20 protein-coding genes are annotated in these 24,182 nt (G+C 50.4%); 18 read left to right on the forward strand and 2 right to left on the reverse strand.

The window, feature by feature from the left end:
* From nqrE to dinB, 7 genes are all read left to right on the forward strand, one after another.
* Window positions 1-609, forward strand: coding sequence for an NADH:ubiquinone reductase (Na(+)-transporting) subunit E (nqrE, locus tag NY07_RS00415; RefSeq protein ID WP_033537375.1), 609 nt, complete (start codon window positions 1-3; stop codon window positions 607-609).
* Window positions 610-656: 47 nt separating this feature from the next.
* Window positions 657-1,904, forward strand: a complete 1,248-nt coding sequence (gene nqrF / locus NY07_RS00420; protein WP_033537376.1) for an NADH:ubiquinone reductase (Na(+)-transporting) subunit F — start codon at window positions 657-659, stop codon at window positions 1,902-1,904.
* 107 nt (window positions 1,905-2,011) lie between these two features.
* On the forward strand, window positions 2,012-3,028 hold the full coding sequence (locus NY07_RS00425) for an FAD:protein FMN transferase (protein ID WP_033537377.1): 1,017 nt from the start codon (window positions 2,012-2,014) through the stop codon (window positions 3,026-3,028).
* Between the two features lie 111 nt (window positions 3,029-3,139).
* A complete protein-coding gene (gene nqrM / locus NY07_RS00430) occupies window positions 3,140-3,364 on the forward strand; it encodes a (Na+)-NQR maturation NqrM (RefSeq protein WP_033537378.1) in 225 nt (74 codons plus the stop codon).
* A gap of 301 nt (window positions 3,365-3,665) precedes the next feature.
* Complete coding sequence (gene bfr, locus NY07_RS00435; protein ID WP_033537379.1) at window positions 3,666-4,139, forward strand: bacterioferritin; 474 nt, start codon at window positions 3,666-3,668, stop codon at window positions 4,137-4,139.
* Between the two features lie 9 nt (window positions 4,140-4,148).
* Window positions 4,149-4,616 carry a bacterioferritin gene (bfr, locus tag NY07_RS00440; RefSeq protein WP_033537380.1) on the forward strand — a complete coding sequence of 156 codons (468 nt, stop codon included), beginning with the start codon at window positions 4,149-4,151 and terminating at the stop codon, window positions 4,614-4,616.
* Between the two features lie 172 nt (window positions 4,617-4,788).
* Window positions 4,789-5,868 (forward strand): DNA polymerase IV, encoded by a 1,080-nt coding sequence (dinB, locus tag NY07_RS00445; RefSeq protein ID WP_033537747.1) that lies wholly within the window; start codon window positions 4,789-4,791, stop codon window positions 5,866-5,868.
* A gap of 476 nt (window positions 5,869-6,344) precedes the next feature.
* On the opposite strand, the gene NY07_RS00450 is transcribed toward dinB, so the two are convergent.
* Complete coding sequence (locus tag NY07_RS00450) at window positions 6,345-7,805, reverse strand: aminoacyl-histidine dipeptidase (RefSeq protein WP_033537381.1); 1,461 nt, start codon at window positions 7,803-7,805, stop codon at window positions 6,345-6,347.
* Window positions 7,806-8,316: 511 nt separating this feature from the next.
* Between NY07_RS00450 and NY07_RS00455 the strand changes: the two genes are divergently transcribed.
* The 5 genes from NY07_RS00455 to NY07_RS00475 all read left to right on the forward strand — a co-directional run bounded on the left by NY07_RS00455 (window position 8,317) and on the right by NY07_RS00475 (window position 15,542).
* Window positions 8,317-9,849: a M17 family metallopeptidase gene (locus NY07_RS00455; RefSeq protein WP_033537382.1), complete on the forward strand. Its 1,533-nt coding sequence runs from the start codon at window positions 8,317-8,319 to the stop codon at window positions 9,847-9,849.
* Between the two features lie 863 nt (window positions 9,850-10,712).
* Window positions 10,713-12,002, forward strand: a complete 1,290-nt coding sequence (locus NY07_RS00460) for an NCS2 family permease (RefSeq protein WP_033537383.1) — start codon at window positions 10,713-10,715, stop codon at window positions 12,000-12,002.
* Window positions 12,003-12,199: 197 nt separating this feature from the next.
* Window positions 12,200-13,318, forward strand: a complete 1,119-nt coding sequence (gene proB / locus NY07_RS00465) for a glutamate 5-kinase (RefSeq protein WP_033537384.1) — start codon at window positions 12,200-12,202, stop codon at window positions 13,316-13,318.
* Window positions 13,319-13,358: 40 nt separating this feature from the next.
* The gene (locus tag NY07_RS00470) at window positions 13,359-14,630 is read left to right on the forward strand and encodes a glutamate-5-semialdehyde dehydrogenase (protein ID WP_033537385.1); all 1,272 of its coding nucleotides are present in this window, start codon (window positions 13,359-13,361) and stop codon (window positions 14,628-14,630) included.
* A gap of 270 nt (window positions 14,631-14,900) precedes the next feature.
* A complete protein-coding gene (locus NY07_RS00475) occupies window positions 14,901-15,542 on the forward strand; it encodes a hypothetical protein (protein WP_033537748.1) in 642 nt (213 codons plus the stop codon).
* A gap of 96 nt (window positions 15,543-15,638) precedes the next feature.
* On the opposite strand, the gene NY07_RS00480 is transcribed toward NY07_RS00475, so the two are convergent.
* Window positions 15,639-16,625 (reverse strand): DMT family transporter, encoded by a 987-nt coding sequence (locus tag NY07_RS00480; RefSeq protein WP_235363869.1) that lies wholly within the window; start codon window positions 16,623-16,625, stop codon window positions 15,639-15,641.
* A 304-nt stretch (window positions 16,626-16,929) separates the two neighbouring features.
* Here NY07_RS00480 and dnaK point away from each other — a divergent pair, with 304 nt between their 5' ends.
* From dnaK to carA, 6 genes are all read left to right on the forward strand, one after another.
* Window positions 16,930-18,843, forward strand: coding sequence for a molecular chaperone DnaK (dnaK, locus tag NY07_RS00490; protein WP_033537387.1), 1,914 nt, complete (start codon window positions 16,930-16,932; stop codon window positions 18,841-18,843).
* Between the two features lie 353 nt (window positions 18,844-19,196).
* Window positions 19,197-20,327, forward strand: a complete 1,131-nt coding sequence (gene dnaJ, locus NY07_RS00500) for a molecular chaperone DnaJ (protein WP_033537389.1) — start codon at window positions 19,197-19,199, stop codon at window positions 20,325-20,327.
* Window positions 20,328-20,443: 116 nt separating this feature from the next.
* Window positions 20,444-21,232: a M48 family metallopeptidase gene (locus NY07_RS00505; RefSeq protein ID WP_033537390.1), complete on the forward strand. Its 789-nt coding sequence runs from the start codon at window positions 20,444-20,446 to the stop codon at window positions 21,230-21,232.
* A gap of 79 nt (window positions 21,233-21,311) precedes the next feature.
* On the forward strand, window positions 21,312-21,929 hold the full coding sequence (locus NY07_RS00510; RefSeq protein WP_033537391.1) for an FKBP-type peptidyl-prolyl cis-trans isomerase: 618 nt from the start codon (window positions 21,312-21,314) through the stop codon (window positions 21,927-21,929).
* Window positions 21,930-22,023: 94 nt separating this feature from the next.
* Window positions 22,024-22,839 carry a 4-hydroxy-tetrahydrodipicolinate reductase gene (dapB, locus tag NY07_RS00515; protein WP_033537392.1) on the forward strand — a complete coding sequence of 272 codons (816 nt, stop codon included), beginning with the start codon at window positions 22,024-22,026 and terminating at the stop codon, window positions 22,837-22,839.
* A 159-nt stretch (window positions 22,840-22,998) separates the two neighbouring features.
* Window positions 22,999-24,171, forward strand: a complete 1,173-nt coding sequence (carA, locus tag NY07_RS00520) for a glutamine-hydrolyzing carbamoyl-phosphate synthase small subunit (protein WP_088904095.1) — start codon at window positions 22,999-23,001, stop codon at window positions 24,169-24,171.
* The last annotated feature ends 11 nt before the right edge of the window (window positions 24,172-24,182 follow it).

The raw sequence follows: 24,182 nt of genomic DNA on the forward strand, positions 1-24,182 counted from the left end.
ATGGAACATTTTATTAGTCTGTTAATTCGTTCTGTTTTCATTGAAAACATGGCGTTATCCTTCTTCCTTGGTATGTGTACTTTCTTGGCTGTGTCTAAGAAGGTAACCACAGCCATGGGCTTGGGTGTCGCTGTTATCGTGGTATTGGCTATCTCTGTACCCGTTAACCAAATTATCTATCAGAGTATTTTGGCACCGGGCGCCTTAGCCTGGGCTGGTGTACCTGATGCGGATCTGAGCTTCCTTAAGTTCATCACCTTTATCGGTGTGATCGCGGCGCTGGTTCAAATCCTTGAGATGACATTAGATAAGTATTTTCCACCGCTATACAACGCGCTGGGGATCTTCCTACCGCTAATCACCGTAAACTGTGCGATTTTTGGTGCGGTATCTTTCATGGTTGAGCGTGACTACAACCTGACTGAAAGTTTAGTGTTTGGCATAGGTTCGGGTATTGGTTGGGCGTTGGCGCTTGTCCTACTGGCCGGTATCCGTGAGAAGTTAAAATATGCTGATGTCCCTAATGGTCTACGTGGTCTAGGTATTACCTTTGTGACTGCAGGTTTGATGGCTCTAGGTTTCATGTCGTTCTCAGGTGTGTCTCTGTAAAGAGACACCTTAACGGCTTCTGAATTTGAACCTTAAAGGATAAGTTAATGGGTATTATTGAATCTACTCCAATCGATGTATACCTCGGTGTGAGTATGTTTACAGCCATTGTACTGGTATTAGTTTTGGTGATTTTGTTCGCCAAGTCTAAGTTGGTACCAAGTGGCGATATTACTATCGGCATCAATGAAGATGCGGATAAGGCGATTAAAACGGCTGCAGGCGGTAAACTGCTTGGCGCATTGGCGGAAAACGGCATCTTCGTTTCATCGGCCTGTGGTGGCGGTGGTTCTTGTGGCCAGTGTAAGGTGATCGTTAAGTCTGGTGGCGGTGATATTTTGCCAACAGAACTCGACCATATCTCTAAGGGCGATGCCCGTAATGGCTGTCGTTTATCTTGTCAGGTAAACGTTAAGTCAGATATGGAGATCGAGCTGGAAGAAGAGATCTTCGGTATCAAGAAATGGGATTGTGAAGTTATCTCTAACGATAACAAAGCAACCTTCATTAAAGAGCTTAAGCTGCAAATTCCTGATGGCGAGTCTGTACCTTTCCGTGCCGGTGGTTACATTCAGATCGAAGCACCTGCTCACCATGTTAAGTACGCCGATTTTGACGTACCTGAAGAATACCGTGGCGACTGGGAACACTTTGGCTTCTTCAAGCTAGAGTCTAAGGTTGATGAAGAGACAATCCGTGCGTACTCAATGGCGAACTATCCTGAAGAGGAAGGTATCATCATGTTGAACGTACGTATCGCGACGCCGCCTCCACGTAACCTGTCACTGCCTTGCGGTAAGATGTCTTCATACATCTGGAGCCTGAAGGCGGGCGACAAGGTAACTATCTCTGGTCCATTTGGTGAGTTCTTCGCTAAAGATACCGATGCGGAGATGGTATTCGTCGGTGGTGGTGCGGGTATGGCGCCTATGCGTTCGCATATCTTCGACCAACTTAAGCGTCTTAAGTCTAAGCGTAAGATGAGCTTCTGGTACGGTGCACGTTCTAAGCGTGAAATGTTCTATGTTGAAGATTTCGACGGCCTAGCGGCTGAAAACGATAACTTCGTATGGCACGTGGCCCTGTCAGATCCTCAACCAGAAGATAACTGGGATGGTTACACAGGCTTCATTCATAACGTCTTGTATGAAAACTACCTGCGTGACCACGAAGCGCCAGAAGATTGTGAGTACTACATGTGTGGACCTCCAATGATGAACGCAGCGGTTATCGGTATGCTTAAAGATCTTGGCGTTGAAGATGAAAATATCCTGTTGGATGACTTCGGCGGCTAAGCAACAATTCTTGTGATAATATTGCCCGCGATTATCGCTCTCCCTAAGACGCCACTGGCGCCCTTAGGGAGAGTATTACCGGGTTATCATTAAGGACAATGGTCAATATGTATAAGACCTTTATTAAGGGGTTAGTCCTGGCGGGACTAGCCTTTTTTATTTCAGCCTGTACCCAACCTGTTAAGACGATCTCCCTGTCTGGGCAGACCATGGGCACGACTTACCATATTAAATTTGTCGGCGATCAACAGATGCCTGACGAACAACTGCTGCAGGCGGAGATCGACCTGGCGCTGGAGCAGGTGAACGATCAGATGTCCACTTATCGCACGGACTCAGAGTTGTCACGCTTTAATCAGATGACGCTCGAAACTGGTCTGGCGGTATCGCCCGATACGGCCAAGGTGGTGCAGACGGGGATCGACCTCTATCGTAAGACTGACGGCGCGTTGGATATTACCCTAGGGCCACTGGTGAACCTGTGGGGCTTCGGACCCGATAAGCGTCCAACACGAGTGCCGAGCGCGGAACTTATCGCCCAGACCAAAGCTAAAACGGGTATCGAATACCTTAAGGTCGATGGCCTCAAACTGAGTAAAAGTAACCCTGACCTCTATGTGGATCTTTCCTCAATCGCTAAAGGTTTTGGGGTCGATAGGGTGGCCAAGCTGCTGAGTAAGTATCAACCCAAAGGATATCTGGTTGAGATAGGCGGCGAGATCAGCCTCTATGGCGTTAAGCTTGATGGCAGTGACTGGGTCATTGCTATAGAGCAGCCCGATGAGGATGAGCGCTCGGTGCAGCAATTGATCAGGCCAGGCAACATGGCCTTGGCAACTTCAGGCGACTATCGCAACTATTATGAGGAAGAGGGGCAGCGCTTTACCCATATCATTGACCCGCGTAATGGCTACCCCATAGACCACAAGCTGGCTTCGGTCACAGTGCTTGCCAAAGAGAGCATGATTGCTGACGGTTATGCTACGGCGATGATGGTGATGGGCACCGAGGCGTCGCTGGCACTGGCTGAGCGCGAAGGGCTGGCGATCATGTTGATTGAAAAGCAAGCGCAAGGTTTTAAGGTCTACTATAGTGATGCCTTTAAGCCTTTTGTGGGTTTGTGATAGAATAGGCCCCACTGGTGCGTCAGCTAGTCGTTTAGGGCTGGCTGAGCGCATTGTTGAATTAATAGGCATGTAAGTGGGTCAACCACTTATGTGTATCTGGAGTAAGTGATGAGCACTTTTTTAGCGGCTTTCGTGGTATTACTACTGTTTTTCGTTCTTATGTCTATCGGCTATCTGGTGAAGAAAAAGGCCGTGGCTGGTAGCTGTGGTGGCCTAGGGGCACTAGGCATAGATAAAGCCTGTGACTGTGATGACCCATGCGATAAGCGTAAGGCGAAGATGGCCGAAGAAGAGGCCCGCCGTGAAAAGCTGGCTAAAGATCGTATCATCTAGGTTAATAGACTCGTCCCGATTAAAGGTTCCATTTTGGAGCCTTTTTTATTGCTCTGAATTTGTCGACTCCCACTAATTTCTATCTATTTTTGAGTGCTTGAGCCTGACGTCGCTGGGGCAAGATGGCGCTTAACAGTCTGGATCTATTATCTTTAACCTCTTACTTTTTTATCGCTAATCAAAGCGCGAATAAGAATGATTATCTTTGATAACCAATTGAAACATAATGTTTATTTGTAATTGCCTTAAAATTGCTCTAGTCTTAAATATTGATTTAGATCAAGTTTATTAAGGAGATCAAATGAAGGGTCATCCGAATGTCATTCGTCAGTTAAATAAGATACTGACCTTTGAATTGACGGCAATCAATCAGTACTTCCTGCATGCGCGCATGTATAAAAATTGGGGTCTGGAAGAGCTCAATGAGAAGTGCTACAAGAAGTCGATTAAAGATATGAAGCACGCCGACAAGTTAATTGAGCGGGTGCTATTTCTCGAAGGCCTGCCTAATCTACAGCAGCTTGAAAAATTGCGTATCGGTGAGCATCCAGAGGAGATGTTGCAGTGTGACAAGACCATGCTTGAAGAGCAGCTGGTTGAGCTTCGCAGCGTCATAGACCTGTGCGAGACGGAGCAAGATTATGTCAGTCGTGAGATCCTCGAAGATCTGCTGGAAGATGAAGAGGAGTACCTTGACTGGATCGAGGCGCAGCAAGATCTCATTAAGATGACAGGCATTCAAAATTACCTGCAGTCACAGATAGAGTCGGAATAGGGAGTCAATATGAAAGGTAACCAAGAGGTGATCAACACACTGAACAAATTATTGACCGGCGAGCTGTCGGCAATGGATCAATATTTTGTTCATGGCCTGATGTATGACGACTGGGGACTGACCGAGCTGCATGAGCGTATCTCTCACGAGTCTGACGATGAGCGCGAACACGCCAAAAAGTTGGTCGAGCGCATTTTATTCCTCGAAGGTACACCCGATGTGGCCAGCCGTGAGGCACTCAACATAGGTAAAAACCCGCAGGAGATGCTGCAAAACGACCTTAACTATGAATATCAGGTCGCCAATAATCTGCGCGCCGCCATTGCGCTATGTGAAGAGAAGAAAGATTACGCCTCTCGGGAGTTGTTAGAGGTCTTGCTGGAAGAGACTGAGTCGGACCATATGTACTGGCTAGAGAAGCAGTTAGGCCTGATTGATAAGGTCGGCCTGCAGAATTATCTTCAGTCCAAAATGTAAGGCTTGAGATGTAAAATACCAGTCGCTGCATGATTGCCATGCGGCTGATTCAGATAAAGCCACCTTAAGGTGGCTTTTTACTGGGCGCAATTCAGTGCCAAGCTATCACCTTAGCGCAAAGCGATTGAATACTGTTTAAATGTACAGTATTCTTGGCGCTGGAGGTATTAAGGTGAAAAAGATTATTCATGTAGATATGGACTGCTTTTTTGCGGCGGTCGAGATGCGTGATTTTCCTGAGCTCAGGGGCAAGCCCATTGCCGTCGGTGGACGCAGCGATCGCCGCGGTGTGATCAGCACCTGTAACTATGAGGCGCGCAAGTTTGGTGTGCGCTCGGCCATGGCCTCCGCCTATGCCCTCAAGCTCTGCCCAGATCTTATCTTGGTGCCCGGCCGCATGTCTGTGTATAAGGAAGTCTCGGCGCAGATCCGAGAAGTGTTTGCCCGCTACACAGAGTTAATCGAGCCCCTCTCCCTGGATGAAGCCTATCTGGATGTCAGTGATTGCACTCAACATCAGGGCTCGGCCACCTTGATCGCCGAGGCAATACGCCAGGAGATCTTTGAGCAGACAGGACTCACCGCCTCAGCCGGTATCGCGCCGGTGAAGTTTCTGGCCAAGATTGCCTCAGATCTCAACAAGCCTAATGGCCAGTATGTGATCACCCCGCAGATGATCCCCGAGTTTGTGAAGACATTGCCACTGATCAAAATTCCCGGCGTCGGTAAGGTGACAGGCGCTAAGCTGGAGACCATGGGGCTGAAAACCTGCGCCGATGTGCAGGCTTGTAGTCGGCAGAGCCTGATGGAGCGCTTCGGTAAGTTTGGTGGTGTCTTGTATGACAGGGCGCAGGGGATAGACCCCCGCGGTATCTCGCCCCACAGAGAGCGTAAGTCTGTCGGCGTTGAGACCACGCTCGCCAAAGATATCTATAGCTACGAGCAGTGTCAGGCGGTGATGCCGCAGCTGATCCAGGAGCTATCCGGCCGTATTAGTCGCAGCGCCAAGTCGCGGCGTATTCACAAGCAGGTGGTTAAGCTCAAGTTTGATGACTTTAAACAGACCACCATAGAGCAGCGTAGCGACGAGGTGTCGGTGAAGTTGTTTTACGACCTGCTCAGCCAGGCTTTGGAGCGCCGCGCCGGGCAGGGCATTCGCTTGCTGGGAGTGTCGGTCGGACTCGAGAGTGCCGATGCTAGCCCTGGCCAGGAAGATGAAGTGCATGGGGCACAGATGGATCTCGGGTTTTAGCGTTAACCCTATTAACCTTTTTGACTCGTAGCTTGGACGGTTATTGCACCTGGTTAGATTTTTGAAGCTTTACCCTTCATGGCAATCTAACGCCTGCCCGGCGGGGGTTGTGCAGATACGCCTGTGACACGCTGTGCGCCATCTGATCTGCAGGGATGCTGGAGAGGCAAGTGAAGGTCATACCTTCGCTGTAATTAATAGCCTGCGGCTCGCTTTTGTGCAGATACATCTGCTACACGCCGTGAATACAGTGTAAACACATTTGTGACCTTCCGAGGCATGGATGCCGAGGCAGAGCTCACAAGGATGTGCTCGTAGCGTGTCACAAATGTGTTTGCACATGAGCCTGCCGCAGGCAATTCAAAACAATGAAGGTTAACGCTGGAGTTCGTTACGGTCAGAGCTATACCGTTGAATTCGGCACCAAAGAAGCAAAAAAGGCGTCTTGTTAGACGCCTTTTCTTATCAATGACCTTTTACGCTTTCTCTGGAATACGTTCCAGTACGGCGAGGAGTAGCTTCCAGTATTGGTCGACGGTTTCGATTAACACCATCTCATCAGGGCTGTGTGGGAAGCGGATGGTGGGGCCAATGGAAACCATATCCATCTCTGGGTAAGGTTTCTTGAACAGACCACACTCCAGACCCGCGTGGATCACCATGATGACAGGCTCTTTGTTGTAGATAGACTCGTAGGTGTCTTTCACAATCGCCATCACAGGAGAGCTACTGTCTGGCTTCCAGCCAGGGTAGGCGCCGCTGAATTCTACTTCGGCACCGGCCAGGTTGCTCAGTGCGGTGAGGTAGCCTTCAACTTCTTCGCGGCCTGAGTCGATTAGCGAGCGGATAAGGCAAAGTATGCTCACCGATTCGCCTTCTGTGGTGATCACACCAACGTTAAGCGAGGTCTCGGTGACCCCTTGGATCTCATCGCTCATGCGCATTACGCCATTAGGGCAGGCGTGTAGTAGATCGATCAGAGTCTGCTGTGTGGCTTCGCTCATTACCTGAGTGGCGGCTGGGATCTCACTGAGAGTCAGCAACATACCAGGGTCGGCGATGGCCAGTTCCTGACGTACCAGATCGGTATATTCCTGCATCAAGGCTTCGAGGCGTGGCAGGTTTTCGCTCGGCAGCATGAAGCTGACGCTGGCCTCACGAGGGATGGCGTTACGCAGTGAGCCGCCGCTAAAGTTGGTTAGCTCCAAGGCTAACTCGTCGGTATAGTTAAACAGGAAGCGCGCCAACAGCTTGTTGGCGTTGCCGCGGCCCAGGTGAATGTTCACCCCTGAGTGACCGCCTTTTAGCCCTGACAGGGTAAGGGTGTAGGTAGACAGACTCGGCTCAGCCGCCTGCCAAACCATAGGCACAGTGATCTGAGCATCGACGCCACCGGCGCAGCCCATGTAGATCTCGCCTTCTTGCTCAGAATCTGTGTTGATCAGGATCTCGGCGTCAAGGTAACCGGCTTCAAGGCCAAAAGCCCCTGTCATGCCTGCTTCTTCATCTATGGTCAGCAAGACTTCCAGTGGGCCGTGGGGGATATCGTCACTGCCAAGGATCGCTAATGCTGAGGCCATGCCGATGCCGTTATCTGAGCCCAGGGTGGTGCCTTTGGCCTTTACCCAGTCGCCGTCAACATAGGCTTCAATTGGATCTTTCTCAAAATCATGAACCTTGTCGGCATTTTTCTGCGGCACCATGTCGATATGTGCCTGCAGGGCGACAACTTTACGGTTTTCCATACCCGGTGTTGCGGGCTTCTTAATGATCAGGTTACCGACCTTATCTTCGACAACACTAAGTTGTTTGTCTTTGGCCCAGTTTTGGATGTATTGGCTTAGTGCCTGCTCATGCTTAGACGGGTGGGGAATGGCGCAGATCTGTTCAAACCACTGCCAAAGTGCCTGAGGTTGCAATTGACTTAATGTGCTCACGGACAAACTCCTCTGTAATAAAGGTCTTTGAGGTCTAATTTGGCGATAGTCTATCATAGACTCTGAGGCGTCGGGGGGATTTGCCGCGCCCAGAAGTGCGCAGGAAAGCGCGGAGCTTATGGGTAAAGTGTCATACTAAGTTGCCACCTGTTTCTGGGAGCCTTTGGGGCTTACATCATTATTTTCATTTGGCTTTAGTGCCAGATAGGAGAATAATGCCAACTCTCACGACGATTTAGCCTTGGCTGACATGGCCTTAACCCAACCCTCAAATTGCGGGTAAGTGGCCATATGAGGTTACTGAAATTTGGCTGGGCTAATGGCTAATGTCTTATGTCTTAGGAGCTAGGGCTAAGGGCTTAGCAAGACTCTGTATCGTCGCTAGAAGCTAGGTTGATATTCACGATAGGCAGGCACAGATCTGTCGAAAGGTAAGGGCACTTGTATCACTTATATAGGTGTCAGTTGATTCGGCTAAGACCGAAAAACCGTTAGATGAAAAGGATGAGGCATGACCGGGGTTAAATTTATAGATGTAACAGATTCAGAAGCTATTTTTGACGATAACCAGTGGGATGCTGTGGTCGTTGTGACCCATGGCCTAGACGCCATCGCTCAAGAGGAGCTGGCGATGCTTGCCAGCCATGGTGCCCAGGTGGATGCTAGAGTCGGTCGCTCGACCACACTATTGTTTGCCCCTGGGCTGGCCGGTGGTCGTCTGATCGTCGCGCCGCTAGCTGACAGCGACAGCGATATTCAGGATGTGCGGGTCTATAGTGATGCGGCGCGTCAAGGGATCAAGGTCGCCTTCGATTCGGGTGCCAGACGTCCCTTGTTGATTGTCACGCCATCGACTCAGGCGAGGTATCAGCAATCTTTGGGCGTTGCGGCGCTCGGCTGTGCCCAGGCATTGTGGCAGGCGCTGGAGCGCCGCGAGGCCATGGGGGAGATGGACAAGATTTCTCAAATTGGTCTGCTGGTTGACGACAAGGCTGGCGAGCTGCTTAGCGCCATCGAGGCCGGCAAACATCTGGCCCGTGACCTTTGTGGCACTGAGCCTGAGCGCATGTCTGCGCCAGCCTTTGCTCAATACTGTGTCGATGCAATGCAAGGGCTTGATCTGAATATCTTTGTGGTTGAAGACAGAGACGTGCTGGAGCGTGACTATCCCTTGCTGAGTGCAGTGGGCCGCGCCTCTTTCGCCGTACCACGACATCAGCCAAGAGTGGTTAAGCTGGAATATAAAGCCGAAGGGCCTATAGAGCGCAGCTATTTCTTTGCTGGTAAAGGTGTGGTGTACGACACGGGCGGCGCCGATCTTAAAGTGGGTGGTGCTATGGCGGGAATGAGCCGAGATAAGGGCGGCGCAGCCGCTGTTGCCGGCCTGATGAAGACTCTGGCATTGCTCAAGCCTAAAGGTGTGCGTGTGGTAGCCGAGCTTGGCCTAGTGCGTAACAGCATAGGTAGTGAGGCCTTTGTAACCGACGAGATCATCACCAGCCATGCTGGTGTGCGGGTACGTATCGGTAATACCGATGCCGAGGGGCGTTTGGTGCTGGCGGATCTCTTATCCCATCTTAGGCTCAAGGCGCAGCATGCGGAGGCGCCGCAGCTGTTTTCGGTGGCGACCCTGACTGGACATGTGGTGCGCTGTTATGGCGGCTATACGGCACTGGTGGAAAATGCGGTGGCGCGAGAGCAGAAGGTAGGACAAAACCTGCAGGCGATCAGCGAGGCCTGGGGCGAGCCGGTAGAGCTGTCGCGTCTGCGTCGTGAAGATTATCAGAAGATTGTTGATCCCTCTGGGGCGGCGGATATCTTGTCATCAAATAATGCGCCGTCGTCGGTTACCGCCAGGGGCCATCAATATCCGGCGGCCTTCCTGCTGAAAGCCTCTGGCCTTGAGGAACATGGGCTGACAAGCGACAAGCCGCTGGCTTATACCCATGTGGATATTGCTGGCAGTGCAACCGAAGGAGACCCGCTTTATGGCACGCCAACAGCGGCACCATTAGTGAGTCTGTGCCAGTTGATCCGCAGTTAAACGGCAAGAAATTTGACCGGGGCAGCCATCGCGCTGCCCTTTTTTATTGCCTGATCACTATTCAGCTGAAGTTTGTGATCTCGATCCATCCTGAGTAAGTGTTATTTTGTTGTAAAATTACATTTTGAGGCTGTTTTTAAAAAAAAATGGAAAAAATTCTTGTAATAAAACTACATTTAAATATAATGGCTCTCGTTGGTTAGACACAGTGTCTTCCACCTCAGGTCTATCCAGGACGGATAATTCTCCAAGGAACCGAGCGACAAGTTGAATACTGCGGCATAAGGCCTTCGATGAAGGTTTGCCAAGTTTCACTAGAGATTTTTTTTCAACTTTGTTAGGAGTTAATGACTATGGCTTATACCGGAATTCAGCACATTTATTGGCAGAATACTTGGTTTTGTACTGATGCCCTTCGTGGCGGTCTGTACGCTATGACTTTTAAGGGTTAACTACCCCTAAGATCATTTGGACCTAGTTCACTTGATTAAAGTAGTTGCATCATCCATCAACCTTGCCCCGTTTGGGGATTTTTAGACTCAAGTAGTCTATTGCTCATTGAGCGATAGACCAGTGTAACCCGCTAGCGCGGTAACTCTTTCCTTTCGGAACACTTGAAACATGTCTCGCCTGCTCTTTGAGCAGGCTTTTTTTTGCCTGAAATTTGCCGTTTGGTCCTCGCTGACGTGCCAATAAATCTGCTGTAGATCACCTTTATGAAACAGGCTTGAGTTATGGCTCTAAACTGGCTCGCGTTTGGTTAATTTTTGCGTATATAATCGTCGCTCAATATCAGGCTGTTAACCTGGTATTAACTTTACCCTACCTAAATAAACAATAATTAAATCAAGGAACCATGTTCCATGTTAGAGAAAGTATTCAAGTTAACCGAGCACCAAACGACGTTAAAACAAGAAGTTGTAGCCGGATTGACCACATTTTTAACCATGGCCTATATCATCTTCGTCAACCCTATGATGTTGGCTGATGCGGGTATGGATCACGGCGCCGTATTTGTCGCAACCTGTTTGGCCGCGGCAGTGGGCTGTTTGGTGATGGGGATTGTGGCTAACTATCCCATTGCACTGGCACCCGGCATGGGGCTTAACGCCTTCTTTACTTATACCGTAGTGGGCGAGATGGGCTATAGCTGGGAGACTGCGCTGGGCGCGGTATTCCTCTCGGGTATCTGCTTTTTGATCTTGTCTCTGGTGAAGATCCGTGAGTGGATCGTCAATAGTATTCCTATGTCGTTGCGTTTAGGGATCGCCGCCGGTATCGGTCTGTTTCTGGCGCTTATTGGCCTCAAGAGCGCCGGTATCGTGGTGGCCAGCCCGGCAACTTTGGTCACTATGGGCGATGTCACCGCCTTACCGGCTGTCATGTCTGTGCTTGGCTTCTTTATCATTATCGCCTTGGTACACAGAGGTTATCAGTCGGCGGTGATCATCAGCATTTTATCGATCACAGCGCTTGGGCTGTTGCTGGGGGACGTGCAGTATGGCGGATTGGTCTCGGCGCCACCCTCTATCGCACCGACCTTTATGAAGATGGATCTTGCCAATGTGCTTGAGATCAGCATGCTCTCCGTGGTGTTTGCCTTCCTGTTTGTGGATCTGTTCGATACCTCGGGGACCTTGGTGGCCGTGGCGCAGCGTGGTGGCTTTCTCGATGACAGAGGCAGATTGCCCCGACTTGGCCGTGCGCTGACCGCCGACAGCACGGCAACCATTGCCGGTGCCATGCTAGGCACGTCGACCACCACTAGCTATATTGAGAGCACTGCTGGGGTGAGCGCTGGTGGCCGCACCGGACTTACGGCCGTGGTGGTAGGGATCATGTTCTTGTTATCTCTGTTTATTTCGCCATTGGCGGGTATGGTGCCAGCCTACGCGACGGCAGGCACCTTGTTCTACGTAGCTATCTTAATGATGTCGGGACTGGTGCATGTGGACTGGGAAGATCTGACCGAGGCCGCGCCAGTGGTGGTGGTTTGTATCTTGATGCCGCTGACCTTCTCCATTGCCACTGGTATCGCGATGGGTTTTATCGCCTATGCGGGGATCAAGCTGTTTAGTGGCCGTTATAAGGATCTCACTTTCGGCGTGCTGATATTGGCGGCGCTCTTCTTAGCCAAGTTTATCTATGGATAAGCACAGCTAGGGTTAAGTTTAGTTATCGTTAGCTGAGTTTCTTGGTGAAAAGATTAAAGGTCATACAATGTATGGCCTTTTTTATGGGATTTTTTTGAAGGAAAGTAGACTTGCTCTAATCTTTTATCTACGCCGCTACCATTTGGTTTAGGGATTGGGTATAACTTGAGGTTCGGTTTTTTTCTGTCGATATGTAAATGAACTTAAGTGAGATAGGCTACCGCCGAGTGGTAGTGAAATTGGGCACCAGTGTGCTCACCTCTGGCTCGCGCCAGCTGGACAAGGCGCATATGGTGGAGCTGGCCAGACAGATGGCCAACTTGATGAAGGCGGGGGTTGAAGTGGTGCTGTGCACCTCAGGTGCCATCGCTGCGGGACGCGAACACTTAGGTTATCCGCAATTGCCCGATACCGTGGCCAACAAGCAGCTCTTGGCTGCCGTGGGGCAGAGCCAATTGATCCTCGCTTGGGCACAGCTGTTTAGTATCTATGGCTTGCATGTGGGCCAGCTACTGCTGACCCGCGCCGATCTGCATGACAGAGAGCGCTACCTTAATGCCAGAGACTCGCTTAACGCCCTGCTGGCGAACGGCATTATTCCTATCATCAATGAAAACGATGCCGTGGCCACCAATGAGATTAAGGTGGGTGATAACGATAATCTGTCGGCGCGGGCGGCGCTGCTGTGCGATGCCGATCTATTAATTTTGCTGACGGATCAGAAGGGCCTGTTTGATGCCGATCCCAGAACCAATCCCGATGCCAAGTTGATTAAGCAGGTGGTGAATATCGACGATAGCCTTCGCAGCCTGGCAGGCGGCGCAGTGTCTGGCTTGGGCACGGGGGGCATGGCGACTAAGTTACAGGCGGCAGATATTGCCCGCCGAGCAGGCATCGAGGTGGTGATCGCTTCGGGCCATCATCCTAAGGTGATTCTCGACGCCGTTTGTAAACAGCCTGTGGGCACTCACTTTACCGCGCTCGAAAATCCGTTGGAGAGCCGTAAGCAGTGGATTTTGGCGGGGCCTGCGACTAAGGGACGTTTGGTACTGGATAGCGGCGCCGTGAATGCGGTGACCCAGAAGGGGCGTAGTTTGCTGTCTAAAGGGGTGTTGTCTGTCAGTGGCGTGTTTGAACGGGGGGCCACCTTGCAGCTGGTGGATGAGCAGGGGCGTGAACATGCCAGGGGCATGAGCCGCTACAGCGCCAAAGATCTGCATAAGATAGCCGGTAAACATTCTGATGAAATTGAGTCGCTGCTGGGTTACGACTATGGCGATGCCATAGTGCACCGTAACGACATGGTGGTGTTGTAAGTGCTTGGCCAAATAGAGCGATGTGAGTGGAAGAGAAGCAATGGACGATAAACAGCAATATTTAAACACACTGGGCGAGCAGGCCAAGGCGGCGAGCTATGCCATGGCAAGCCTCACGGGTCAGCAAAAGCGTGAATTGTTGCGGGCAATTGCGCGTAAGCTTACCGACAATAGTCAGCAGATAGTGGCGGCTAACCAGCAAGATGTGGCCAAGGCACGAGAAAATGGCCTGAATGATGCCATGATCGACAGGTTGCTACTCGATGATGAACGTCTATCTGGGGTTATCGCGGACATAGAAAACGTGGTGGCCCTGGCCGATCCTATCGGTAGCGAGTTGGAGAGTCAGCTGCTGGAAAACGGCCTGCGTCTATCCCGTCGCCGTGTGCCGCTGGGGGTGCTTGGTGTTATCTATGAGGCGCGCCCCAATGTCACCGTAGATATCGCCGTGCTGGCCCTGAAGACAGGCAATGCGGTGATTCTGCGTGGTGGTAAAGAGACGCTGGCCTCTAACCAGGCCTTGAGTGAAACGATTCGCGCCGCTATCGCCGAACAGGGGCTACCGAGCGATGCGGTGCAGCTGATCCAAGACCCCGACAGAGCGCTAGTCTCAGGGCTTTTGAAGCTTGATAACTATGTCGACATGATAGTCCCAAGAGGCGGTCAAAACCTGCAGCGGCTGTGCGCCGAGCAGGCGACCATTCCGGTGATTTTAGGCGGTATCGGTATCTGCCATCTGTTTGTCGATAGCCAGGTGGATCAGGACAAGGCGGTTGAGGTCATTGCCAATGCCAAGGTGCAGCGGCCTACCGTGTGTAATGCCCTGGACACTGTGCTTATCCACAAAGACCTTGCCAATAGCTTCTTGCCTAAACTCTACGCTCATTTGCAAGGGCTTGGCGTGAGTTTTTATGCCTGCCCGCAGGCTAAGGCTGTGGCTGGTGACGCTGGTGTGGAGACCTTTGAGGCGAGCGATGAGACCTTTGGTACCGAGTGGTTGTCGCTGAATCTTGGCGTCAAGGTAGTCGATGATATCGATCAGGCGATTGCCCATATTCGCCGTTTCTCAAGTGGTCACTCAGAGGGGATCTTGAGCGATAACATTCATGCCACGGCGCATTTTATCAATCAGGTGGATGCGGCGGCCGTGTATGTCAATGCCAGTACCCGCTTTACCGATGGTGGCCAGTTTGGCCTGGGCGCCGAGGTGGCGGTATCGACTCAGAAGCTACATGCCAGAGGGCCCATGGGGCTTGAGGCGCTGACCACTTATAAGTGGATTGGCGTTGGGGATTACACCGCCAGAAGCTAAAGCAGAGGCCAAATGCTGGCCTAAGAATTGATGATAAAAGGAGCCTTATGGCTCCTTTTTGCTTTTAATCCAGTAAGCCATTTATGGTATTTAATCTGAGTGATGAATTTCACCAGTTATCTTGGTGAGTTTCACGATTTGTTTGCCTGGCTGTTAACTGATTATGTGCTATTTTTCTATAAAATCATTTAAATACAATCTGTTAGGTTTTTGGCATCTTGTTTGCTAGGTCTTATCTATTCTCACAGGGAGTCGATGAAGGGGCTTAAGATGAAAAGCAATAAGATAAACAAGATGTTGGTTGGAGCCAGTTTAGTGTTCGGGTTAATGAGCGCTGGTGCTCAGGCGGCATCTAGCATCACTTTAAATGATGAATTTGATTATCAGGGCCAGAAGGTGGTGTTGGACATGGAAGTTGGCCAGGCGGAATTGATCGCCAGCGACCAGGATATGGTGCGGGTTGAGGTTGAGGTGAAGCCCAGCAACTCTAAGTGGTTTGGTTTTTGGCAAAATACTGACGTGAGTTCGGCCAAGTTTGATGTGATCGATAATGGCGATCGCCTAGTGCTTAAACTGGCTGATCAAGATGATGTGAACCAGAAGTGGCGCATTTATCTGCCCCGTGACGCCGCATTAAAAGTTGATGCAGGTGTCGGCGAGGTGATTGTTAATGGTCTGAGTGCCAGCATAGAGGTCGATGTGGGTGTGGGCCGCGCCGAGATCACCCACCAGGCCAAGTATGGTGAGATCTCGCTCGAATCAGGCGTGGGTGAGGTGAAGGTACGTGATGGCGGTGAGCAGCTTAAGGTGGAGCGTAGCATGGTGAGCCAGAGCTATCATCAACGTGGCTCTGCCGGTGATGAGCATCTGTATGTGTCAGTGGGTGTGGGCGAGATTGACGTGCGTAACTAAGGCCCTTGCGAGACGGGCTTGAGTGCCTGTCTCTTACAGAGATTGTCTAAGTGACAAGCCATAAAAAAACCGACGAAATGTCGGTTTTTTATGGCCTTAAGAGTTGATGGAGGACTCGTTATTTGGCGGCATAGTATTGTCGAGCGTGACTGGTATCTCGGCGGCCAGGGTGGCTTTGGCATACCGCTTGGCGCGCAAACGACTTAGCTGTGGCAAGAGCTGCTGCAGCGCCAGCGCCGTTAAAATCAAGCCTAAGCCGATAAAGGTCGATGGCGTAATGGTCTCTTGTAAGATCCAGGCGATAAAGCCTACCGACAATACCGGCGTAATAAAGACCAAGGTACTCATGCTGGCGGTGCGATCCGCTTTTTTCAGCGCCACCAACCAGAGAACGAAAGTCACCCCCATTTCAAACAGGCCAACATAGATGCCCGCGCCAAAGGCTTTAAGATCCCAGCTGGGTAGCGACTGGGTCAACAGCAGCGTCACTAGGATAAAAGGCAGCCCCACCATGAAACTCAGCAGCAAGCTTACCACCGGATCGCCTTTATCTTTGGTGTTGACTATCCAATACAGCGACCAAAGCAGAGTACTGGTCAGTGCCAACATTACGCCTGTGGCACTCTCGAAGCGCATACTGGCGATTTCGCCATTGGTTGCGATAACAAATACCCCCATATAGGCGATAAGCGCTGCGGTGAGATCGCTCTTACGTAGTTTCTGCTTGAGCAGCGGCACTGCTAACAGGGGCAGCAAGATAGCCCAGGTGTAGTTGAGTGACAGGGCTTGTTGGGCGGGTAGCAGGGCGTAGGCTTTAAACAGCACCAGATAATAGAGAAACGGATTGAGCAGTCCAGTCTGTAGGTAAAACCAGGGGCGATTGACAAATTGGCGTCGAATCAGGTGTAGCTTACCCATTGCGGCCAAGATAACCCCTAAGGCCACGATAGAGGTAGAGACGGCGACAAACACCAGCTGCAGCGGAGTAAAGTGGCTCAGCGCCAACTTAAAGGCGGTGGCGACCGTCGACCAGAGTAAGATGGCCGCTATGGCGTAGAGATAAGCTTGGTTGGATGATTTCACTGAATCTTCTCACAAAACGAGACAACTAAAAAAATCCCGCAGGCTGGGCACAGAGGGACATTTACTTCGATTGCATGCATTATACGCTGCTTGTTGGTCACTCGGCAGCTTTTAAGATCAAAAAAATACTCAATTAAGTTAATTTTTATCTTTCTTGCCCTTGTAATCCCAATCGCTGTCCCAATATAGGGTGTTAAGGAAAGATATTGGCTTGGAAATATAGGCTTGAAAACAACTTCGCCTATCCCCATATCTGAATCAGATAACAAAGTTAGCGTAAGTTAAAAGTTTTTTGGAGGACTCCATGGGTAAAATTATTGGTATCGATTTAGGTACAACTAACTCTTGTGTAGCTGTACTTGATGGCGATAAAGCACGCGTAATTGAAAACGCGGAAGGCGATCGCACCACACCATCGATCATCGCATATACCGGCGAGGAAGTATTAGTTGGTCAGCCTGCGAAACGCCAAGCTGTAACAAACCCAAAGAATACCTTCTTTGCTATTAAGCGTCTTATCGGTCGTCGTTTTAAAGATGACGAAGTACAGCGCGACGTAGACATCATGCCATTTAAAATCATCGGTGCAGACAACGGTGATGCATGGGTTGAAGCGCACGATAAGAAGATGGCACCACCACAGGTTTCTGCAGAAATTCTGAAGAAGATGAAGAAGACTGCTGAAGACTACTTAGGTGAGCCAGTGACTGAAGCGGTGATTACCGTTCCAGCATACTTCAACGATTCACAGCGCCAGGCGACTAAAGATGCTGGCCGTATCGCGGGTCTTGAAGTGAAGCGTATTATCAACGAGCCAACCGCTGCGGCACTGGCTTATGGTATCGATAAGAAGCAAGGCGACAACATTGTTGCAGTATACGACTTAGGTGGTGGTACTTTCGATATCTCTATCATCGAGATCGATAGCGTTGATGGCGAGCAAACTTTCGAAGTGCTTGCAACTAACGGTGACACTCACTTAGGTGGTGAAGACTTTGATAACCGTCTGATCAACTACTTGGCTGACGAGTTCAAGAAAGAGCAATCACTGGATCTGCGTAACGATCCGCTAGCGATGCAGCGTCTGAAAGAAGCTGCCGAGAAGGCGAAGATCGAGCTATCTAGCACCACGCAGACTGAAGTTAACCTGCCATACATCACGGCAGATGCGACAGGTCCTAAGCACTTAGTGGTTAAGATCACTCGCGCTAAGCTTGAGTCTCTGGTTGAAGATCTGATCCAACGTTCACTTGAGCCGCTAAAAGTTGCACTGGCTGACGCAGACCTGTCTGTATCAGACATCAACGAAGTGATTCTGGTCGGTGGTCAGACACGTATGCCTAAGGTTCGTGAAGAGGTGTCTAGCTTCTTCGGTAAAGAGCTGCGTCAAGACGTTAACCCTGATGAAGCGGTTGCTATCGGTGCTGCGGTTCAGGCGGGTGTACTTTCTGGTGACGTGAAAGACGTACTGCTACTAGACGTTACACCACTATCTCTTGGTATCGAAACCATGGGTAGCGTAATGACTAAGCTTATCGAGAAGAATACGACTATCCCGACTAAGGCTAGTCAGACCTTCTCAACGGCTGATGACAACCAGAGCGCGGTAACCATCCACGTGCTACAGGGTGAGCGTAAGCAATCTAGCGCGAACAAGTCGCTGGGTCAGTTCAACCTGGAAGGTATCGAGCCTGCTCCACGTGGCATGCCACAAATTGAAGTGGCCTTCGATATCGACGCCGATGGTATCTTGCATGTGTCAGCAACTGACAAGAAGACAGGCAAGGCACAGAACATCACCATCAAGGCCTCTTCTGGTCTGAGTGATGAAGAAGTGGAAGCCATGGTACGTGACGCTGAGGCACACGCCGATGAAGACGCTAAGTTCGAAGAGCTAGTGACTGCACGTAACCAGGCTGATGGCATGGTTCACGCAACCAAGAAGCAGATCGAGGAAGCGGGCGACGCATTGCCAGCAGAAGATAAAGAGAAGATCGAAGCAGCAATGGCCGAAGTCGATACAGCCTCTAAGGGCAAAGACAAAGAAGCCATCGAAAAAGCAACGCAAGCCCTGATGGAAGCGTCTGCCAAGCTGATGGAGATCGCTCAAGCTAAGGCGCAAGCTGGCCAAGGCGAGCAGGCTCAGCAGTCTAATGAAGCTCCTGCTGACGATGTTGTCGATGCCGAGTTTGAAGAAGTTAAAGACGACAAAAAATAATTCAGGCCCAGCCTAAATTATTTCCAGCGGGCGTTATGGGGTAACTCTAACGCCCGTTCGTACAACTTTAGGGTCAGTTGACCTTTGCTGTTTGTTTTTGCAGTTATTTGTTGGTCAGTTATACAAGGCAGAGCCTGTGCGGTGTAGTTATTCTGCATAAGCAGGCGATAACGCCGTAGAAATGGCCAACAAACACTGTCCAAAGGATTCATCTAAACGCGCCTTGCCCAGCGTTATGTGCGACTTACATAGAATAACTATGCTACGCAGCGAGCGCCTTGGGCACAATGTTTAGATTGAACAAAAAGTAAACCTAAAAGGTCAACAGACCCTAGCGCAGAAAGTATGAGACTATGTCAAAGCGAGATTATTACGAAGTATTGGGCGTAGGTCGTGACGCCAGCGAGCGTGAGATTAAGAAAGCTTATAAGCGCCTCGCCATGAAATTTCACCCAGACCGCAATCCGGGTGACAAGGCAGCTGAAGCCAGCTTCAAAGAGGTAAAAGAAGCCTACGAAATTCTAACCGATAGCGATAAGAAGGCGGCCTATGACCAATTTGGTCATGCGGGTGTCGATCCTAATCGCGGCGGCGGTGGATTTGGCGGCGGCGCTGACTTCGGTGATGTATTCGGTGACGTCTTTGGTGACATTTTCGGCGGTGGACGCCGTGGTGGTCAACGCCAGGCGGCGCGCGGTTCCGATCTGCGATATAACCTCGAATTGTCACTGGAAGAAGCGGTCCGTGGCCTAACCAAAGAGCTACGCATTCCGACGTTAGCCACCTGTGATCTTTGTGATGGTAGCGGCGCCAAAAAAGGTAGTTCGCCAACCACATGTGGTACCTGTCACGGTCAGGGCCAGGTGCAGATGCGCCAAGGTTTCTTTGCGGTGCAGCAAGCCTGTCCTACCTGTCATGGCCGCGGCAAGATCATCAAAGATCCTTGTGGTAAGTGTCATGGTGAAGGCCGCGTAGAGAAGAGCAAGACACTGTCGGTGAAAATTCCGGCGGGTGTGGATACCGGCGACCGTATTCGTCTGTCGGGCGAAGGAGAAGCGGGCGAATTTGGCGCGCCTCCAGGAGATCTCTATGTGCAGGTTACTGTGCGTGAGCATGCCATCTTCGTGCGTGACGGTAATAACCTCTACTGCGAAGTGCCTATCTCCTTTAGCACAGCAGCACTGGGCGGTGAAATTGAGGTACCAACCCTAGATGGTAAGGTTAACCTGAAGATCCCATCGGAGACTCAGACTGGCCGTATGTTCCGTCTGCGTGGTAAAGGGGTTAAGTCTGTGCGCAGTCATGCGGTCGGCGACCTGCTGTGTAAGGTGGTGATGGAAACGCCGGTGAACTTGAGCGACAAGCAAAAAGAGCTACTACGAGAGTTCGATAACACCCTGACGGGTTCATCAAAGAAGCACAGCCCTAAGGCGGAAGGCTTCTTCGATGGCGTGAAGAAGTTCTTCCAGGACTTGAACAGTTAAGCCCTGCTGATACACAATAAAAACCTCGCAATGCGAGGTTTTTTTATGTCTATTTTTTACCGCTATTTTTAGTAGATACTCAAATAGCCAAGTTTCATAATCAGAAGGAACGAAAGATGAAGCAGTTAACCGCGGTGCTGGTGGTCCTACTATTAGTCGGTTGCGCAATGACACAGTCGCCTACTGGGCGCAATCAGACTCTATTGTTTTCATCGCAGCAGATGGATCAGATGGGCGCCGAATCATTTGCTCAGATGAAAAAGCAGCAGAAGGTGAGCCAGGATAAGCAGGTTAATCAGTATGTGACCTGTGTGGCCGAACGTATCACTTCCGTTTTACCAGGCCGTCAGCCAAATTGGGAGGTAGTGGTGTTTGAGTCCGATCAGGTTAACGCGTTTGCCTTGCCTGGTGGTCATATTGGTGTCTATACCGGGCTGCTCAAGGTGGCGAAGAACCAAGATCAGTTGGCAACTGTGATAGGTCATGAGGTGGCCCATGTGCTAGCGAACCACAGCAACGAGCAGGTATCAAGAGCCCAGTTAACGGGTGTGGGTATGCAGATCGCCGACGCTGCCATCGATGTTAGCGGCTTAAGTAATAAGGATCTCTATATGTCGGCCCTGGGACTGGGTGCCCAGTATGGTTTTATCCTCCCTTATGGCCGGGCACAAGAGAGTGAAGCCGATGTCATGGGGGTTGAGTTAATGGCACGAGCCGGTTTCGATCCTAGCCAGAGTATCAATCTGTGGCAAAACATGGCGAAGGCGGGGGGGAGTCAAGGCCCTGAGCTGTTATCGACTCATCCTTCTCATGGACATCGCATTGCCGACCTGCAACAGATGTTGCCTCAAGTAACGCCTCTGTATCGCACCGCGAGTGCCAGTGTAAAAAATCGCTGTGACTAGGGGCAATTTATGGGTTTTTTATCGCCGACTGTGATAAAATCCGCGCGAAATTAATTGAATAAATGAGAGTACAATCATTATGTCTGATAAGTTCACCACTATTGAACAGCACGCCAGCTACGGTGTTGGTCGCCAGTTAGGCGAGCAACTTGCAGCTAACTCATTCGAAGGTATCGATATTTCAGCTGTTCAAGTTGGTCTGGCAGATGCGTTTGAAGGCAAAGAGAGTGCTGTGTCTATGCAAGATCTTCAAACTGCATTCACAGAGATTAGTCAGCGTATTCAAAAGGTTCAGGAAGCTGCTGCTGCGGCGGCCTCGGCAGAAGGCGATGCCTTCCTTGCTGAAAACCAAAAGCGTGATGGCGTTGTGACCTTAGAGTCTGGTCTACAGTATGAGATCATCACCGAAGGTACTGGTGACAAGCCTGGTTATGATTCTACCGTTCGTACTCACTACCATGGTACTTTCATCAGCGGTGACGTATTTGACAGCTCAGTGCTGCGCGACCAACCTGCTGAGTTCCCAGTATCTGGTGTGATTGCTGGTTGGACCGAAGCCTTACAGCTAATGCCTGTTGGTTCTAAGTGGAAGCTATATGTTCCTCATCACCTGGCCTATGGCGAGCGTGGTGCTGGTGCCTCTATTCCTCCATATTCGGCGCTAGTGTTCGAAGTAGAATTACTCGACATTATCTAATAGAAAAGCCTAAGCGTTCGCTTAGGCTTTTTTTTGAATTGATTTGGCGTTAGCCTTAAGCCCAGTGGAAACCTTGAGTGTTTAGGAGAATTAGATGACAGAGCAAGTAAGAGTGGCAATAACCGGTGGCAGTGGTCGCATGGGCCGAACTCTTATTGAATCAGCAAAACTCAGCAGCAATATCTATTTAGGTGCAGCGGTTGAGCGTGCAGGTTCTACATTAATCGGTGTCGATGCAGGTGAACTTGCCGGTGTCGGTGCCATGAATGTTGCCATCACTGATTCGTTAGACAATGCCGTAGATGACTTTGACATCCTGATCGACTTTACCTCTCCCGAGGCTAGCGTGGTACATACCGATTGGTGTGCACGTAACGGTAAGGCGATTGTTATCGGTACCACTGGCTTTAATCATGCTCAGAAAGAGCAGATTGCTGCCTATGCCGAAACCACGCCTATCGTGATGGCGCCCAATATGTCTGTTGGGGTGAACCTGATGTGGCGTCTGCTTGAGCTAGCTGCCGAGGTGATGGGTGATTACACAGATATCGAGATTATCGAAGGCCATCATAGGCACAAGAAGGATGCACCTTCTGGTACCGCGCTTAAGATGGGTGAAGTGATCGCCGAGGTGCTGGGTCGTGACCTGGAAAAATGCGCTATCTATGGCCGTGAAGGGATCACCGAAGAACGCTCGCGTGAAACGATAGGTTTCTCGACCATTCGTGCCGGTGACTTGGTGGGTGAGCATACGGCAATGTTTGCCGATATCGGTGAGCGATTAGAGATCACCCATAAGGCGTCTAGCCGTATGACCTTTGCCAATGGTGCCATGCGTGCCGCGTTCTGGTTGGGCGATCAAGGCCCCGGATTATACGACATGCAGCAGGTCTTAGGCCTGAAGGATTAGTATTTAAAGAAACGCCAATTTGGCGTTTTTTTTTGAAAGAAAGTACCGCTTATCTGTAGACGATTTGCTTAATTACCTATAGAATTGACGGAATTTGTCAAAATTTCGTATTTAAGCGGAAATTGGTATTTTAAATATAAAATAAAACCCTATTATTCAATGGTTTGGCTCTTTTCGGAGGTCGCGTTGACAAAGTCTGCCTTACTCGTACTCGAAGATGGAACCGTATTCTCTGGCACAGCAATTGGTGCCGATGGACTCGCAGTTGGTGAAGTGGTGTTTAACACTTCAATGACGGGTTACCAAGAGATCCTTACGGATCCTTCCTATTCTCGTCAAATTGTTACTTTAACCTACCCACACATTGGTAACACAGGTACCAATAGTGAAGATGTCGAATCTGAAGCCGTACATGCTTGTGGTCTGATCATTCGTGATCTGCCATTACTGGCCAGCAACTTCAGAAATCAGCAATCTCTCAGCGATTACCTCAAAAGCAACAATGTGGTCGGCATTGCCGATATCGATACGCGTAAATTAACACGTATCCTAAGGGAAAAAGGGGCACAGGCGGGTGCTATCCTTGTTGGGGATATGGATGAAGCTAAGGCGCTAGCAGCGGCCAAGGCATTCCCTGGTTTGAAAGGCATGGATTTAGCCAAAGAGGTGACCACGGCGACGCAATACCAATGGCGCAGCGGTAGCTGGCGTTTAGTGGGCGGTCTGCCAAGTGACACACCTGAGTCTGAACTGAAATACAAAGTCGTGGCCTATGACTACGGCGTTAAGCGTAATATCCTACGTATGCTGGTCGACCGCGGTTGTGATGTAACTGTGGTGCCTGCACAAACTCCAGCGTCAGAAGTTTTGGCGATGAATCCTGATGGTATCTTCCTGTCAAACGGTCCTGGTGACCCAGAGCCATGTGATTACGCCATCGAAGCGATTCAAAGCATACTCAAGACTGACATTCCCGTATTTGGTATCTGCCTGGGCCACCAGTTGCTGGCACTGGCATCGGGTGCAAAAACCTTGAAGATGAAGTTTGGCCACCATGGTGCTAACCATCCGGTGAGCAACCTGGAGAAGGGCAATGTGATGATCACCAGCCAGAACCATGGTTTCGCTGCCGATGAAGCCAGCTTGCCAGCCAATGTGAAGGTGACCCATAAGTCACTGTTCGACGGTTCGTTGCAGGGGATTCATTTGACCGATAAGCCCGCATTTAGCTTCCAGGGTCACCCTGAGGCTAGCCCGGGTCCCCATGATGCCGCGCCATTGTTTGATCACTTTATCGACTTGATCGAAACATATCGTCACAACGCTAAGTAGTCCGGGAGAAA

The organism is Shewanella sp. ECSMB14101, from assembly GCF_000773485.1.
Lineage (GTDB): Bacteria > Pseudomonadota > Gammaproteobacteria > Enterobacterales > Shewanellaceae > Shewanella > Shewanella marisflavi.

Coding starts and splice junctions, on each gene's coding strand:
- nqrE (WP_033537375.1), top strand. CDS start 1: ATGGAACATTTTATTAGTCTGTTAATTCGTTCTGTTTTCATTGAAAAC.
- nqrF (WP_033537376.1), top strand. CDS start 657: ATGGGTATTATTGAATCTACTCCAATCGATGTATACCTCGGTGTGAGT.
- NY07_RS00425 (WP_033537377.1), top strand. CDS start 2,012: ATGTATAAGACCTTTATTAAGGGGTTAGTCCTGGCGGGACTAGCCTTT.
- nqrM (WP_033537378.1), top strand. CDS start 3,140: ATGAGCACTTTTTTAGCGGCTTTCGTGGTATTACTACTGTTTTTCGTT.
- bfr (WP_033537379.1), top strand. CDS start 3,666: ATGAAGGGTCATCCGAATGTCATTCGTCAGTTAAATAAGATACTGACC.
- bfr (WP_033537380.1), top strand. CDS start 4,149: ATGAAAGGTAACCAAGAGGTGATCAACACACTGAACAAATTATTGACC.
- NY07_RS00455 (WP_033537382.1), top strand. CDS start 8,317: ATGACCGGGGTTAAATTTATAGATGTAACAGATTCAGAAGCTATTTTT.
- NY07_RS00460 (WP_033537383.1), top strand. CDS start 10,713: ATGTTAGAGAAAGTATTCAAGTTAACCGAGCACCAAACGACGTTAAAA.
- proB (WP_033537384.1), top strand. CDS start 12,200: ATGAACTTAAGTGAGATAGGCTACCGCCGAGTGGTAGTGAAATTGGGC.
- NY07_RS00470 (WP_033537385.1), top strand. CDS start 13,359: ATGGACGATAAACAGCAATATTTAAACACACTGGGCGAGCAGGCCAAG.
- NY07_RS00475 (WP_033537748.1), top strand. CDS start 14,901: ATGAAAAGCAATAAGATAAACAAGATGTTGGTTGGAGCCAGTTTAGTG.
- dnaK (WP_033537387.1), top strand. CDS start 16,930: ATGGGTAAAATTATTGGTATCGATTTAGGTACAACTAACTCTTGTGTA.
- dnaJ (WP_033537389.1), top strand. CDS start 19,197: ATGTCAAAGCGAGATTATTACGAAGTATTGGGCGTAGGTCGTGACGCC.
- NY07_RS00505 (WP_033537390.1), top strand. CDS start 20,444: ATGAAGCAGTTAACCGCGGTGCTGGTGGTCCTACTATTAGTCGGTTGC.
- NY07_RS00510 (WP_033537391.1), top strand. CDS start 21,312: ATGTCTGATAAGTTCACCACTATTGAACAGCACGCCAGCTACGGTGTT.
- dapB (WP_033537392.1), top strand. CDS start 22,024: ATGACAGAGCAAGTAAGAGTGGCAATAACCGGTGGCAGTGGTCGCATG.
- carA (WP_088904095.1), top strand. CDS start 22,999: ATGGTTTGGCTCTTTTCGGAGGTCGCGTTGACAAAGTCTGCCTTACTC.